Genomic DNA, 14,775 nt, shown 5'->3' on the forward strand with positions numbered 1-14,775 from the left:
TGAACGAAACCCCCTACTATCTGTGGTCAAGGTTCAGTTTTTAGCTTGGTTATCGCTTTTTCCATTTTAGCTTAAAGCCGTCCTCAAAGGACGGGGTTTTAACCCAAATTTTCGATAAAGGAGATCGTGAAACATATTACCTCCTTGGGAGAGTAGCGATTGTCTCTCTCTATCTTTGATCTTAAGTCTTTCTTTGTTCAGCTGACGCACAACTTAACAAAACGTGCGATTATAGGGAAAAAGATTTTTTTACTAGCTATGGCACTACTGACCACGGGAAAACCATTTATTCGCGATCTGGAACAATACGGTGCTTTAGGGGTTTACGCACCCTTAGAAGGGGGTTACGAGGGACGCTATCAAAGACGTTTACGGGCCACTGGTTACAATGTCCTGCATATCACCGCTAGAGGTCTAGGCGATTTAAGTGCCTATCTTACCAGCATTCATGGAGTCCGTCCCCCCCATTTAGGTAAAAAAAATATTGGTCAGGAAGCAGCCGTGGGACCGGTTTATTTTATTCCTCCCATTGCTACCTATCAATTGGAAAATTTACCCCCCAAATCTAAAGGTTTAGTGATTTGGATTATTGAAAGTTTTGTTTTGTCCTCGGAAGAAAAACAATACTTAATTAATCTTAGTCAACAGGAACCCCGGTTAAAATTTGTCCTCGAATTGGGTGGGGAAAGATATTTTCGTTGGCAACCTTTGAGCAAATCTTTAATCGCTGCCTAGAATTAGCGAAATAACACGGTTATTGAAATATCTCCCCCTCAAACCCTCTCCCCGGAGAGGGAGACTCCCTCACCCTTTGGTAGCTATTCATTTAATTTTCTTAATTTCGCGAGTTGGCCTAGGTGAATTTGCAATAACATGGGATATCGTTGCCGCAAAAAACCTAGGAGTTAGATCGTGACAGTAAGAGTTCGTATTGCCCCCAGTCCCACGGGAAATTTACATATTGGAACAGCGCGCACAGCCGTGTTTAACTGGCTTTTTGCCCATCATCACCGGGGGAAATTTATCTTGCGCGTGGAAGATACAGATTTAGAACGTTCTCGACCAGAATATACGGAAAATATTCAAGCGGGCCTACAATGGTTAGGACTGAATTGGGATGAAGGTCCTTTTTTTCAAACTCAACGCCTTAATTATTATCGTCAAGCCATTCAAACCCTGCTCGATCGAGGTTTAGCCTATCGTTGTTATTGTACCCCGGAAGAATTGGAAAAAATGCGGGAAGAACAAAAAGCCCGCAATCTTGCCCCCCGTTACGATAATCGTCATCGTTATCTCACCCCCGAACAACAAGCTCAATTCGAGCAAGGGGGAAGAAAAGCAGTAATTCGTTTTATTATTGATGACGATCGAGAAATTATTTGGCAGGATTTAATCCGGGAAAAAGTTATCTGGAAAGGTAGTGATTTAGGGGGAGATATGGTGATCGCTCGTACCAGCGAAAATGCCGAGGAAAACTTTGGTCAGCCTCTCTATAATTTAGCGGTAGTTGTTGATGATATCGATATGGAAATTACCCATGTTATTCGTGGGGAAGATCACATCGCTAATACGGCTAAACAAATTCTTTTATACGAAGCTTTAGGGGCAAAAGTGCCGGAGTTTGCCCACACTCCTTTGATCTTAAATCAGGAGGGTCGTAAGTTATCTAAACGGGATGGAGTCACTTCGATCGAGGATTTCCGAAAACTGGGTTTTCTGCCGCAAGCTTTGGTTAATTACATGACTCTCCTCGGTTGGACTCCTCCCGATTCCACTGAAGAAATTTTTACCCTTGAAACGGCCGCTGAAGTGTTTAGTTTAGAACGGGTAAATAAAGCGGGGGCAAAATTTGACTGGACTAAATTGGATTGGATTAATAGTCAATATCTCCATCGTTTAAGCGGTGAGGAATTAGTGCCTTTACTTCTCCCCTACTGGCAAGAAGCAGGGTATAATTTTGATGCTGAAACCGATCGAGCTTGGTTGATCGGATTGGCTACTCTCATCGGTCCGAGTTTAACTCGTTTAAGCGATGCTGTCGCCGAAAGTCGCCTACTTTTAACTCCTCTGGCTAATTATAATCAGGAGGCTTTAAGTCAATTACAATTAGAGGGAGTTAAGGATATTATCAAGGATATTCTCGCCGCTATTACTCCCGATTTGACTGGAGAAGTTGCTAAGGGGATTGTTGAGACAACAACTAAAGCCCATCGGGTTAAAAAAGGTCTAGTGATGAAGTCTCTGCGCGCCGCTTTGATGGGGGAGTTACACGGTCCAGATTTAATGCAGTCTTGGCTACTTCTCAATCAAAAAGGTTGGGATATATCCCGTCTTCAGCAAGCAGTAAATAGTTAAATTGATCGGCTATCAGTTATCAGAAAATTTATCGTACATTAGGGTTGACAAATGCCCTAAGATTGCTATATACTTTCTAGTATAATGGGAATCCGTGTCGCCCTGCATACCCTGCTCGTGATCGATTACTGAGGGGATGGGAGCGGATTTTTCCCCTAGCTGTCAGGGACGATCTAGAAACTTTCTTAATTTTCAGGCATTATCTGCAACTTTTCCCTAAATATAGATTTGTTAATCTCCTAACAAAAACCTATGGGTGAAAAAAAACGAATTGGACTGCTCACCAGTGGTGGTGACTGTGCGGGTTTAAATGCCGCCATTCGTGCCGTTGTCCACCATGCCAGTGGCAATTATGGCTGGGAAGTGGTGGGTATTCGAGAAGCAACTAACGGATTAATTAACCGTCCCCCAAAAACCACTATCTTTGATATTGAAGGAGTCGATCGCCTGTTGGTGATGGGAGGAACAATTCTCGGTACTACCAATAAGGGGGATCCCTTCGCTTTCCCGATGCCGGATGGAACCCTGATCGATCGCTCTCAGGAAATCATTGACGGCTATCATAGTCTGGGACTGGATGCCCTGATCGGCATCGGTGGCGATGGTAGTCTGGCGATTTTGCGCCGTATTGCCCAACAGGGAGGCATTAATCTGATTGGTATCCCCAAAACCATCGATAATGATGTGGGAGCTACAGAAGTCTCCATCGGCTTCGATACAGCTACTAATATCGCCACAGAAGCCCTCGATCGCCTCCATTTTACCGCCGCTAGTCATAACCGGGTGATGATTCTAGAAGTTATGGGTAGAGATGCCGGCCATATCGCCCTGGCTGCCGGTATTGCGGGGGGGGCCGATATCATTCTCATTCCCGAAATTCCCTACCGATTAGAGAATATCTGCGAGAAGATCCGGCAACGGCAGCGTATGGATAAACAGTTTTCTCTGATTATTGTCTCCGAGGCTGTGCGTACGGAAACCGGCGATCGCCTATCACAAAAGAAAGCCCTAGGGGAAGATCGTCTCGGGGGTATCGGTCGCTATTTAGCCGAAGAAGTTGCCAGGGAAACCGGGGCCGAAACGAGAGTGACTTTCCTGGGCCACATTCAACGGGGGGGTATTCCTTCTCCAATGGATCGCTTACTGGGGGCGGCTTTTGGCGTTGCGGCCGTGGATCTGATTGCCCGGGAAGAATTCGATCGCATGGTGGCCTGGCAAAATCGGCAAGTGGTCAGTGTTCCCATTGAGGAGGCGATTAAAACCTATCGCGTCGTCGATCCCGAAGAAACTTTAGTCAAAACCGCCAGGGGTTTGGGTATTTGTCTAGGGGATTGAGATTAAATCTAGGGGAATCGGTGCGAGAATTAATCCTTAAGTATCGCCCTTTCCCCACTGATTAAAATTACAAGTCAAATAAAGATAAACTCTGATAATTATTTTTCGGCAATTTCGCCAGTAAACCTAAATGATTAATAGTTCAGTTAATGTAGCAGAAAGATTGTTAGAAATCAACAATCTCGATCGAGAATTATTTAATTATTTTCAAAACAAATTACTTGATTCTGAGCAATTATCTCGTACCCTAGTGAGTTTTCAAGGTAATAAAAATCAACCGGTTTATCGCTGGTATAAATATAAAGAGGGTTTTTCCGTTGATCTGATAGTTTATCTTCTAGAAAAATATGGTATCAAACAAGGAAAAATACTAGACCCTTTCGCCGGCAGCGGAACAACTTTATTTGCGGCGGCGGCCAGGGGTTTATCAGCAGATGGAATAGAACTATTGCCGATTGGACAGGAATTAATTATTACTAGACAAATTTTAGAGAATGGCTTAAATAGTGATGATATATATCGTCTAGAGTATTGGTCTAACCATAGCCTTTGGCAACAGGTAGATTACAAAGTTAAGTTATTAGAATTACCAATTACTCAAGGAGCATATCCCCAAGAAAATCAGGCTTGTATAGAAAGTTACTTAGGGTTGATTGCCCAAGAGAATGAGCGAGTGCAAGGGATCTTAAAATTTGCCTTACTTTCTATTCTCGAATCAATTAGCTATACTAGAAAAGATGGTCAATACCTGCGTTGGGATTATCGTTCTGGGAGACAACAGGGCAAAAATATATTTGACAAAGGGGAAATTTTAGACTTTAAAATTGCCCTCCATAGCAAGTTAAGAGAAATTCTCGCAGATTTAGAGCCTAGTCAGCAACAATTGGAACTTTTTTCTAGAGATTATCCTCAGGGAAAAATTCAACTATATCAAGGTTCTTGTCTTGAGATTTTGCCAGAGATTTCCTCAGAAAAATACGATTCTATTATTACTTCTCCTCCTTATTGTAATCGCTATGATTATACTCGTATCTACGCTTTGGAATTGGCTCTATTGGGAATAGATCAACTACAATTAAAACAATTACGTCAACAAATGCTTAGTTGCACTGTTGAAAATAAACCCAAAGAGTTACTAAAAATAAATGAACAATGGTCGCCAGCCATTGCCATAACTGATCGTCAAAAATTATTAGAAAGTGTCCTGGATTATTTAGAGGAATTAAAATCAAGCAAGGCCTTAAATAACCATGGTATTCCTCGGATGATCAGGGGGTATTTTCTGGAAATGTCTTGTCTAATTTATGAATGCTTTCGGGTTATGAAATCCTCTGGTATTTTCTGTATGATTAATGATAACGTTCGTTATGCGGGAGCTAGTATTTCTGTAGATTTAATTTTGTCAAAAATTGCTGAAGAAATTGGATTTAAAGTAGAAAATATTTTAGTAGTTCCCAATGGAAAAGGTAATAGTAGTCAGCAAATGGGATGTCATGGTAGAGAATCTTTAAGAAAATGTATTTATGTGTGGAGAAAGCCTTAATGGAAAAACCCTATCTCTTGCATTTAAACCAAAGTTGTGATTTGGAGACTACCTATGAAGCTATCCGTTCAGGATTTATTGCTCTAGCCTTAGAAAAAAATCAGAGAGCTACTCCTTTAATTGCAGAAGCAAGAACCTTAAAAATTATTGCCCAAACCGTAAACAATCCTAGAGAGTTACTAAACATCCCAGATATTCAAGCGGCTTTATTAACTGCATCGGGAATTTCTGATAAAGCTAAAAATTATTTACATCCCCAAGACAAGGTAGAAGCAATTCAAGAATTAATTGTCAATTTTCTGGAACCTGCGGGGACTAATTTTGTCGAGGAGTTAGTCTATAGATTTCTATTGATTCGGGGTGACACTTTAGGAGGAATCATGAGAAATGCAGGTGGCTCCTTAGCTCAAAGTAAATTTACTCGTTCTCTATTAGCAACTTTAAGAGTAGCAGGGATTGCTTATGATTGGCTCAATTCTAGTAATAATCAATGGAGAGAAGCTGAAGAAATGACACCTAATCTAGAAATCTTGGTTAGAGGTGTTAGCTGGTTAAATAACAGCCAACCAAGAACAATAATTTATAATGTCAATGTTCCCCTTGTTAATAACAACAATATTGATTTGTGCCTTTTAAAATGTGATTCGACGCAATTAGCTAATCAAAAAATCAAAAAACAAACCTTACAATCTCCTGATTTATACATTGCTTTGGGAGAATTAAAAGGTGGGATTGATCCCGCAGGAGCAGATGAACATTGGAAAACTGCTCGTACTGCTTTGCAGAGAATTGATGATGCTTTTAGAAAAATCTCTAAGCATCCTTATACTTTTTTTATCGGCGCTGCTATTGAACCAAAAATGGCTAGGGAAATTTATCAGCAATTAGAGACGAAAAAACTCACCAATGCCGGTAACTTAACCAATGATAATCACCTGGTTTCAATTATGCGTTGGCTATGCCATCTTTAACCTAGTTAACATCTACAAAACTACCCCTCAAATAAAGATAAACTCTGATAATTATTTTTCGGCAATTTCGCCAGTAAACCTAAATGATTAATAGTTCATTTAATGTAGCAGAAAGATTGTTAGAAATCAACAATCTCGATCGATGCCTAAAACTTTGAACCATAAGCTATATTCCTTGACTGGTAATTGCTGTAATCAAAAGGCCTTGCTGAATCAAGGGATGAATGCCAAATTTTTACAGTTCCAAAAGTTGTTTTTAGTCTAAGTTTTAACCATCTCACAAAAGAAGATTTATATCTTATACTAAATCCGGTTATCAAAGACTGATTATTTAGGGTTTGCTGAAAAAATCTAAAAACCTTGTTGGGTAAGACTTTTAGACTTTTTGTCAATCAAAAAGTGCCAGCCATTGGAGTGTTCGGGGGGGAAATTGAGGCACTTTTTCCCTGAAAATTAGGTAATTGACCCCCTGAAAATGGGTAAAACCCCACACCCCACACCCCACACCCTACCCCCAAGAAAAACTTTTTGCCGCAAACCCTATGTAGGCTGGATTCATGTAGAGGGATTGAAAAATTCTGTTACAGAAATCATCAGACAGCTATGTTATGTCAACGGTGAAGCAAAGAATAGCTAATAGCGTGATGTCTTGGACAATTTTTTAATTTTCCCTGCGCTATACTGCCATTATTTAGATTAAACCAGCATTTATGAATCAATCCCCCCGCATTCTAGCACTCGATTTTGATGGTGTTCTTTGTGATGGCATGATCGAGTATTTTCAGATTAGCAAACGCACCTATGAAACCCTTTGGCCGGAAATAATTCCCGAGGATTTTTTCCCTAGGTTTTCGCAACTTCGTCCCGTTATCGAAACCGGTTGGGAAATGCCCTTACTGTTGCGATCGCTCGTTCTCGGTATTCCCGACGAGGAAGCTTTAAATAATTGGCCGTCAATTCGGCAAAATCTGCTAGAAAGGGAGAAAATAGCGAAAAAAGTTCTCTCAAATGCTCTCGATGGTCTTAGGGATCGATGGATTGAGTCGGATCTAGAGTCTTGGTTAGCCTTACATCAATTTTATCAACCCGCAATCGATCGCCTGGCCTCTCTTTTAGACTCGGATTTTTTGGTTTATATCATCACTACAAAAGAAAGTCGTTTTGTCAAGCAATTGTTACAAAAAGTAGCAATTAATTTTCCCGAAGCGAGATTAATCGGCAAAGAGATTAAACAGCCGAAATACCTGACTATTCAGCAAATACTGGCTGATTTACCAGAATCTCCCGCTAATTTGTGGTTTGTCGAGGATCGTCTCGATGCTTTGGAATTAGTGCAACAACAAGCAGATTTAAACGATGTGGGCTTATATTTAGCCGATTGGGGATATAATACCGCTCAAATGCGCCAAAAAGTCGCTCAAGATACCCGTATTAAGCTGTTATCCCTATCTCAATTTGCGGCAGACTTTACCCACTGGTAGAGTGAGTGACGACAAATATTAAAACTTCCCCCATTACCCCATGAGCATTGTTAAGCTTTCTTCATACACTTGTACTAATTGTCAATTTCTTCTACAATGGTCATAGGTGCATGACTGGCTCAATTCCCTTCTCGATTGAATCTTCTGACAACTTCGAGCGCTCTTTCAAAAAACTGGCAAAAGTTCACAAAAATAGCTTTGTTGAACTTATTGCCAAAACTTTAGAGGATTTAATCGATGACCAATATCCCCATAACTCCCGCCAGGAACCTCTACCGGGGAAAATTCAGTTGCCAGGGCAAGCGCATCTTAACAATCCTTGACAAAATGAACTTTATGTGAGTTGTTTACCCACGATTCAGGAATATTTGAGGAGAATTTGCCATCTCAATTGTTAAGCAAAAATCGACCAAATGTTAAGATTTCGTAACTATTCTGATTGACTGGTATCACCTGAAATGCTCATGCAGATCACAAAATTGGCCAATTGTCAATAGCTTTTGAGATGCTCTCACCCTGCAAAAACCCCGTAAATTTCTAACAATGTCAGCATAAAAGAGTTAATATATTAAGAGATCGCCTATACGACATTATTACCTTTCTCTACCCGCACGACAGACTTATGGTTACAGTTAATCTGGATGCTTTAATTCCGCGAGAAGACTTTGAAATCAGAGCCAGCACTAAAGCAATTAAGAAAATAGAGTCTATCGCTATTAGGGATATTACACCTGATTCATTTTTTTTTCCCGTTGTTCGTAAGCCCGACTTTCAAAGAGAGACGAATGAATGGGATCAAGAACGAGTATGTCAGTTTATTAAAAGTTTCGTAGAAGGTGATTTGATCCCAGCTATTATTTTATGGCGTAGTGAAAGTGGATTAATTTTTGTTATAGATGGCAGTCATCGATTAAGTTCATTGATAGCGTGGGTAAATGATGGCTACGGAGACGGTGTAATATCAAAGCTTTTTTATAATGGTATTGTTCCTGATGAACAATTAAATATAGCCGATAGAACCAGAAAACTGATCGATAAAAAAGTTGGATCGTATCAGAACTTCAAACTAGCTTTAGAAAAGCCAGATAAAGTTAGGAATGATATTGTCAATAATGCTAGAGAGCTAGGAGTATTAGCCATTCAGCTTCAATGGGTTGAAGGAAATTCAGAAAAAGCTGAAGATTCCTTTTTTAAAATCAATCAACAATCTACTCCGCTTGATACAACTGAAATTAAGCTGTTGAGATCCAGAAGAAACCCAAATAGTATTGCAACACGAGCAATTATAAATAGTGGAACGGGACATAAATATTGGTCAAGATTTTCTGAGGAAAAGCAGTGTCAAGTAGAAGAACTGGCTAAAGAGATTAACAATATACTATTTCAACCACCTCTACAAACTCCTATTAAAACTTTAGATTTGCCATTGTGCGGAAAGCTATACTCTAATGAAACCTTATCCATGATTCTCACTTTTGTTAATATTGCCAATCATGTTGAAGATGAAAATCCAAATATTGAGAATGATGAAACAGGAGAAACAACGATAAATTTTTTGAAACAAGCTAAAAAAGTTGCTAAACGGTTTAATAGTAATCATGCTTCGTCTCTTGGCTTGCATCCGTTACTGTATTGTTATTCTCGATCCGGAAGATACCGTACGGTTTCTTTTCTCGCAACTGTTTATTTTGTTATCAAGCTAGTAGAAACAAAGCATTTAAATGACTTCATAGATATCCGAGCAAAATTTGAGCAATTTTTATTTGAGCATAATTACTTGGTTCCCTCAATCATGAGCAAATATCGCTCTGTTCAAAAAAGCTATAGACCTATTGCTGAGTTTTGGTTTAAAATTGTTGAAGGTTTAAAGAGTAATAAAGAAATAAATTTTATTCTAGAAGATATTGTAAAAAATAATAATTTTGATTACTTAAAAATCGAATATCGCCATGATTTGCCAACTTCAACATCAGCAGTATCACAAAATTTTAGTCAAGACCAAAAGAGTGAAATTTTTATTTTGGAAACATTTTCAAAAGCTCCGCGTTGTCAAATTTGCAACGGACTGATTCACTGTAACTCTATTTCCATCGATCATAAAAAACGCAAACGAGATGGAGGTTCGGCAAATGTAGATAATGGACAAGTTACCCATCCTTATTGTAATACAGGCTATAAAAACTAACTTTATTTAACGAAAATCGAGAATTACAATCATGACGAATAATATCCTCGATCACATCAATCTCTACGACTTAGGAAAACGACTCAAACAAGCGCGAGAACAGCGCAGCATGACGCAAGAAGCGGCGGCAAAAATTATCGAGGTGGCGCGGACAACCCTAGTCGCGATTGAAAAAGGGGAGCGCCGTCTCAAATCCTCAGAATTAGTAAAACTCGCTCGCGCTTACGGTAAAAGTGTTAGTGATTTTCTTGTCTTAACCCCTCCGATTGAATCTTTCGAGGTACAATTTCGTTCCGCTTCTCGTCAAGGTGAAGCGGAAAAAACGGAAGTACAGTCTGTGATCTTGCGCTTCCAAGAATTCTGTCAAAATTACCTTGAATTAGAAGAACTAATGAAGTCTCCTTTACCCCGTAACTATCCCCCCGAATATCATCTAGATGATACTTTTCCCATTAATATTATCGCCGAAAGTATCGCCAATGCGGAAAGACAACGAATAGGTTTAGGAGATAAACCTATTCCGCTATTACGAGAGATTTTAGAACAAGAAGTAGGAATCAGAATTTTTTATCTGCCCATGCCTTCCCAATCGAAATGCTCCGAAATGTATAGCTATAATGAAACCGTAGGAGCTTGTATGGCGATTAATGCCAATCATCCGCAAGAACGTCAACTGTGGTCATTAGCCCACGGTTATCTCCATTTTTTAGCCCATCGTTATCATCCCGTGATCGATTATCTCGATGAATATCAAAGAATGCCTAAAAGTGAACAATTGGCGGAAGCTTTTCCGAAATATTTTCTCATGCCCACCAGTAGCTTACTGAAACGTTATAATGACATTAAACGATCGCAAAGTAAATTTACTCCTACCGATTTAATTCACTTAGCTCATTACTACGGTGTTTCGGTACAAGCACTATGCTATCGATTGGAAGAAATGCAATTGCTGCCATCGGGTACTTATAACAGATTAAAAGATAGTGGATTTAAAATCCGAAAAGCGCAACAGGAACTAGGCTTAGAAAATAATCCTAATAAATCCTACGATTTAACTCCTACTCATTATCAACGTTTAGCGATCGAGGCTTACAATCGAGAACTAATTACTGAAGGTGCTTTCGCTCATTTTTTAGGTGTTGATCGCCTAGAAGCTCGTCGGCTCGCCGAGATATTGCGTGAACCATCACAGGAATTAACCGAAGACTACAGAGATATTGATTTAACTAAAATCAAATAAGTGGGGGAGAGGCTATTAACCTTATGCTGAAGCGATCCTCCCCTATTGTTTTCGATGCCTGTTGTGTTTTTAATCTGATAGCTTCTGGTTGTTTTTTAAAAATCATTACGGCTATTCCCATTCAAATTATGATCGCGCAAACAGTTTGGGAAGAGGAATTGATTAACTTCGATCGCTTTGAAGAAAGTGACAGACTCCAGCTAGATAAATCGGTTAATAACGAAATCATCCAAATTGTTGATTTTGAATCCGAATCAGAAACTGATCTTTTTGTCAATTATGTCGCTATTTTAAAAGATGATGGAGAGTCGGCAAGCGGAGCGATCGCTATTTCCAGAGGCTGGGCAATTGCGACGGATGACAAACAGGCAACGAACTTATTTCGACGGGAAAAACCAAACCTAGAAATCCTCTCGACTCCTGAAATTCTGCAATATTGGGCGGAAAAAAAGAAGATTAGCGATCAAGATTTGAAAAACGTTCTCAAATCGGTTCGAGTCAAAGGACGATATTCACCCCCGCGAGAACATCCTCTGGCGAATTGGTGGGCGAGCATTACCCAGAATTAGAAAAATACTGGTATAACTCGTCAAATTTTTCGATAATTTTCCCAAAAAACTCGATTTTATCACTCTCTCGTGCTTTAAATGTCGGTAATCGATAGCTCGTGGGAGATCACCTTCCCCCCTCTATCCTGGTGTCAGTTCGGGTTAAGGAAATTTTGCCATGACTTCTAGAGGAGAATCAGGGTTGTTGCTTATCCCGAACTCTGGTTATCTAACTTATCGTCGTCTAACCCGCCCGACATTATCTGCTATACTAAAAAGCGTAGTCGTTATGAGTTGCATTTACGGTTATGACTGTCGAGAATTTAGTCATTATTGGTTCGGGACCCGCGGGATATACGGCGGCGATTTATGCGGCGCGTGCGAACTTAAAACCCTTGATGTTTGAGGGTTTCCAAGCGGGAGGCATTCCGGGGGGACAATTGATGACCACCACAGAAGTAGAAAATTTCCCCGGTTTTCCCGAAGGAATCACCGGTCCGAAGCTCATGGAAAGAATGAAAGAACAGGCCGAAAGATGGGGGACGGAATGTTATACCGAAGATGTTATCTCGGTGGATTTAAGTCAGCGTCCTTTTACCATTCGTTCCACCGACCGGGAAGTTAAGGCCAATAGTATTATTATTGCCACGGGAGCCACTGCCAAACGCTTAGGATTACCCAGCGAGGCCCAATTCTGGAGTAACGGGATTTCCGCTTGTGCTATCTGTGACGGTGCTACACCGATATTTAGAGAGGAAAACCTCGCTGTGATTGGTGGCGGTGACTCGGCGGCAGAAGAAGCCGTATATTTAACTAAATACGGCTCTCACGTCCATTTATTGGTACGCGGGGAAGCGATGCGCGCCTCGAAAGCAATGCAAGACCGGGTGTTAAATAATCCGAAAGTTACCGTTCATTTTCATACCCAAGCGGTGGATGTGTTCGGTACAGGCAGTAAAATGGCAGGATTACGCATTAAAAACTCGCAAACGGGAGAAATCAGCGAATTAGCCGTTAGAGGGTTATTTTATGCCGTCGGTCACACTCCCAATACTTCCCTATTCCAAGGACAACTAGAATTAGACGAGGTGGGTTATGTGAAAGTCAAACCGGGGACTGTTGCTACCAGCGTCGAGGGGGTTTTTGCCGCAGGAGATGTGCAGGACCACGAATACCGTCAGGCAATCACTGCCGCAGGTACGGGGTGTATGGCGGCGTTATTGGCAGAAAGATGGTTATCGGAGCATAATTTAATCCAAGAATACCGTCAATCAGCCACTTCTGAACATTACGAGACGAAAACTGTTAGCGAAACCCCGGCCGATACGGAGGAAACTTTTGATATTAACAAAACCCGTCACGTTGGGGGTTATGCTTTGCGGAAATTATTCCACGATGGCGATCGCTTGTTAATGGTAAAATATGTTTCTCCCACCTGTGGCCCCTGTAAAACCCTGAAACCGATTTTAGATAAAGTGGTCGATGAGTACGATGGCAAAATTTATTTTGTGGAAATTGACATCGAAGCTGACCCAGAAATTGCCAAAATGGGTCAAGTAACCGGGACTCCCACGGTACAATTCTTTAAGGAGCGGGAATTAGTAAAAGAAATGCGCGGAGTCAAACAAAAAAGCGAATTTCGTCAAGTAATTGAGAGTTATCAATAATCAGTTATCAGGAGTCAGGAGTCAGGATTCAGGAGTCAGGAGTCAGGAGTCAGGAGTTAGGAGATAGGAGTTAGGAGATAGGGTGATAGGGTTTTAGGGTGATAGGGAAATTTCATCCAAATGCTCCACTTCCCCACTTCCCCACTTCCCACTCCCTAATTCATAATTCCTCACTTCCCCACACCCCACACCCCACACCCCACACCCCACACCCCACACCCCACTTCCCACTTCCCAACACCCTATGCTAGAGGTCTTACAATTTGATTTTATGCGCCATGCCATCGCCGCAGGAATATTAGTTAGTATTGCCTGTGGGATTGTTGGTACTTTGGTAGTAGTTAATCGCGTGGTTTTTATCAGTGGTGGAATCGCTCACGCTGCCTATGGAGGCATAGGAATCGGTTATTTTTTTGGGATTAATCCCCTGGTGGGGGCGATATTTTTTACCTTTTTTTCGGCGTTAGGCATGGGTTTTTTACAGCGTCGCATCCGGGAGAGATCTGATACTTTAATCGGGGTGATGTGGGCGATTGGTATGGCGATTGGGGTAATTTTTATTGATTTAACCCCCGGTTATAAAGCTGATTTAATGAGTTATCTTTTCGGTAGTATTTTAACTGTACCGAGGGATGATTTATGGATAATGGCGGGCATAGACATATTAATTATAACCTTAGTTAGTATCTTTTATAAAGAGTTGTTAGCCATATCTTTTGATGAAACCTTTGCGATTATTCGCAATATTCCCGTGGAGATAATTTATTTAGGTTTAATGGGAATAACCGCTTTAACTATTGTCGCAGTAATGCAGGTGGTAGGATTAATTATGGTAATTGCTTTACTAACTATTCCCGCCGCTATCAGTGGACAATTTGTTAAAAATATGAAGGGAATGATGATCCTAGCGATTATTTTAGGAATTGTCTTTACTTTAGTGGGTTTGTGGTTATCCTATAGTTTAAATCTCACCTCAGGGGCGACAATTATTTTAGTGGCAGGATTGGGTTATTTAATCAGTCTTGCTTGGAAACCTTTGATGCTCACTATCACCAGAAAAATATCTCATCTTTAAGTCTCTCACCTAGTTATGGTGATCAGAAAAAGTTATCTGGGGGAGGGGGAAGGCAATTCACCCCCACATTGCCCCACATTAGTTGTTCTCTAGAGGCCAATGGGATAGTCTTGCCAATTTTGACATCCTCGCCGCCGTAAAACGGACGGCGATTTCTCACCACGCCACTTTTTTAGGGTGGTCGCTGAATGGGGTTGACGCTTCACCGAAAAACGCTTAATTGCTTAAGTCTGACACTTTCGACCCGTCCGTTTTCAGTGTCCGAATGCCCTCCGGCCACTTTGAACAAGTCGAAAAAATCTCATGTTCCACCTTATTTCCTAGAAAGTTTTACTCGTTCAAGGCCGAATTTGAAGTCTTTTCTGAACGAAACCC

Annotated in this window: 14 protein-coding genes; 13 read left to right on the forward strand and 1 reads right to left on the reverse strand. The window is 40.8% G+C overall.

Translation table 11 applies throughout. From position 1 onward, the window contains the following. Positions 1-258: 258 nt before the first annotated feature. The 11 genes from EWV84_RS01120 (at position 259) to trxB (ending at position 13,325) form a co-directional block, all read left to right on the forward strand. Complete coding sequence (locus tag EWV84_RS01120) at positions 259-735, forward strand: NAD(P)H-quinone oxidoreductase subunit N (RefSeq protein ID WP_287075857.1); 477 nt, start codon at positions 259-261, stop codon at positions 733-735. Positions 736-912: 177 nt separating this feature from the next. After that, complete coding sequence (gltX, locus tag EWV84_RS01125; protein ID WP_287075859.1) at positions 913-2,355, forward strand: glutamate--tRNA ligase; 1,443 nt, start codon at positions 913-915, stop codon at positions 2,353-2,355. A gap of 252 nt (positions 2,356-2,607) precedes the next feature. Continuing rightward, positions 2,608-3,690: an ATP-dependent 6-phosphofructokinase gene (locus EWV84_RS01130; RefSeq protein ID WP_286824505.1), complete on the forward strand. Its 1,083-nt coding sequence runs from the start codon at positions 2,608-2,610 to the stop codon at positions 3,688-3,690. A 130-nt stretch (positions 3,691-3,820) separates the two neighbouring features. Next, a complete protein-coding gene (locus EWV84_RS01135) occupies positions 3,821-5,233 on the forward strand; it encodes a DNA methyltransferase (protein ID WP_271971159.1) in 1,413 nt (470 codons plus the stop codon). Beyond that, entirely contained in the window at positions 5,206-6,204 is a 999-nt protein-coding gene (locus EWV84_RS01140; RefSeq protein WP_287718331.1) for a type II restriction endonuclease, read from the forward strand. Before EWV84_RS01135 ends, EWV84_RS01140 begins: the two co-directional genes overlap by 28 nt. Before the next feature lie 710 nt (positions 6,205-6,914). Continuing rightward, entirely contained in the window at positions 6,915-7,685 is a 771-nt protein-coding gene (locus tag EWV84_RS01145; protein ID WP_287075864.1) for an HAD family hydrolase, read from the forward strand. A 110-nt stretch (positions 7,686-7,795) separates the two neighbouring features. Further along, positions 7,796-8,008 carry a hypothetical protein gene (locus EWV84_RS01150; RefSeq protein ID WP_261779574.1) on the forward strand — a complete coding sequence of 71 codons (213 nt, stop codon included), beginning with the start codon at positions 7,796-7,798 and terminating at the stop codon, positions 8,006-8,008. 299 nt (positions 8,009-8,307) lie between these two features. Beyond that, positions 8,308-9,870: a GmrSD restriction endonuclease domain-containing protein gene (locus EWV84_RS01155; RefSeq protein WP_287075866.1), complete on the forward strand. Its 1,563-nt coding sequence runs from the start codon at positions 8,308-8,310 to the stop codon at positions 9,868-9,870. Between the two features lie 31 nt (positions 9,871-9,901). Then, positions 9,902-11,110, forward strand: coding sequence for an XRE family transcriptional regulator (locus EWV84_RS01160; protein WP_287075868.1), 1,209 nt, complete (start codon positions 9,902-9,904; stop codon positions 11,108-11,110). A 23-nt stretch (positions 11,111-11,133) separates the two neighbouring features. After that, positions 11,134-11,679: a PIN domain-containing protein gene (locus EWV84_RS01165; RefSeq protein ID WP_287075871.1), complete on the forward strand. Its 546-nt coding sequence runs from the start codon at positions 11,134-11,136 to the stop codon at positions 11,677-11,679. A 287-nt stretch (positions 11,680-11,966) separates the two neighbouring features. After that, complete coding sequence (trxB, locus tag EWV84_RS01170) at positions 11,967-13,325, forward strand: thioredoxin-disulfide reductase (protein ID WP_287075873.1); 1,359 nt, start codon at positions 11,967-11,969, stop codon at positions 13,323-13,325. A gap of 93 nt (positions 13,326-13,418) precedes the next feature. Here trxB and EWV84_RS01175 read toward each other — a convergent pair whose 3' ends face one another. Then, positions 13,419-13,544: a hypothetical protein gene (locus EWV84_RS01175; protein ID WP_287075875.1), complete on the reverse strand. Its 126-nt coding sequence runs from the start codon at positions 13,542-13,544 to the stop codon at positions 13,419-13,421. A gap of 25 nt (positions 13,545-13,569) precedes the next feature. On the opposite strand from EWV84_RS01175, the gene EWV84_RS01180 reads away from it, so the two are divergent. Then, entirely contained in the window at positions 13,570-14,400 is an 831-nt protein-coding gene (locus tag EWV84_RS01180; RefSeq protein ID WP_287075877.1) for a metal ABC transporter permease, read from the forward strand. Positions 14,401-14,482: 82 nt separating this feature from the next. After that, complete coding sequence (locus EWV84_RS01185; protein WP_287075879.1) at positions 14,483-14,620, forward strand: hypothetical protein; 138 nt, start codon at positions 14,483-14,485, stop codon at positions 14,618-14,620. The last annotated feature ends 155 nt before the right edge of the window (positions 14,621-14,775 follow it).

It is taken from the genome of Microcystis sp. M_QC_C_20170808_M3Col (assembly GCF_007095505.1).
Taxonomy (GTDB): domain Bacteria; phylum Cyanobacteriota; class Cyanobacteriia; order Cyanobacteriales; family Microcystaceae; genus Microcystis.

Excerpts from the sequence above, each read along its gene's own strand:
- EWV84_RS01120 (WP_287075857.1), top strand. The coding sequence starts at position 259 with ATGGCACTACTGACCACGGGAAAACCATTTATTCGCGATCTGGAACAA.
- EWV84_RS01130 (WP_286824505.1), top strand. The coding sequence starts at position 2,608 with ATGGGTGAAAAAAAACGAATTGGACTGCTCACCAGTGGTGGTGACTGT.
- EWV84_RS01135 (WP_271971159.1), top strand. The coding sequence starts at position 3,821 with ATGATTAATAGTTCAGTTAATGTAGCAGAAAGATTGTTAGAAATCAAC.
- EWV84_RS01140 (WP_287718331.1), top strand. The coding sequence starts at position 5,206 with ATGTATTTATGTGTGGAGAAAGCCTTAATGGAAAAACCCTATCTCTTG.
- EWV84_RS01145 (WP_287075864.1), top strand. The coding sequence starts at position 6,915 with ATGAATCAATCCCCCCGCATTCTAGCACTCGATTTTGATGGTGTTCTT.
- EWV84_RS01150 (WP_261779574.1), top strand. The coding sequence starts at position 7,796 with ATGACTGGCTCAATTCCCTTCTCGATTGAATCTTCTGACAACTTCGAG.
- EWV84_RS01155 (WP_287075866.1), top strand. The coding sequence starts at position 8,308 with ATGGTTACAGTTAATCTGGATGCTTTAATTCCGCGAGAAGACTTTGAA.
- EWV84_RS01160 (WP_287075868.1), top strand. The coding sequence starts at position 9,902 with ATGACGAATAATATCCTCGATCACATCAATCTCTACGACTTAGGAAAA.
- EWV84_RS01165 (WP_287075871.1), top strand. The coding sequence starts at position 11,134 with ATGCTGAAGCGATCCTCCCCTATTGTTTTCGATGCCTGTTGTGTTTTT.
- trxB (WP_287075873.1), top strand. The coding sequence starts at position 11,967 with ATGACTGTCGAGAATTTAGTCATTATTGGTTCGGGACCCGCGGGATAT.
- EWV84_RS01180 (WP_287075877.1), top strand. The coding sequence starts at position 13,570 with ATGCTAGAGGTCTTACAATTTGATTTTATGCGCCATGCCATCGCCGCA.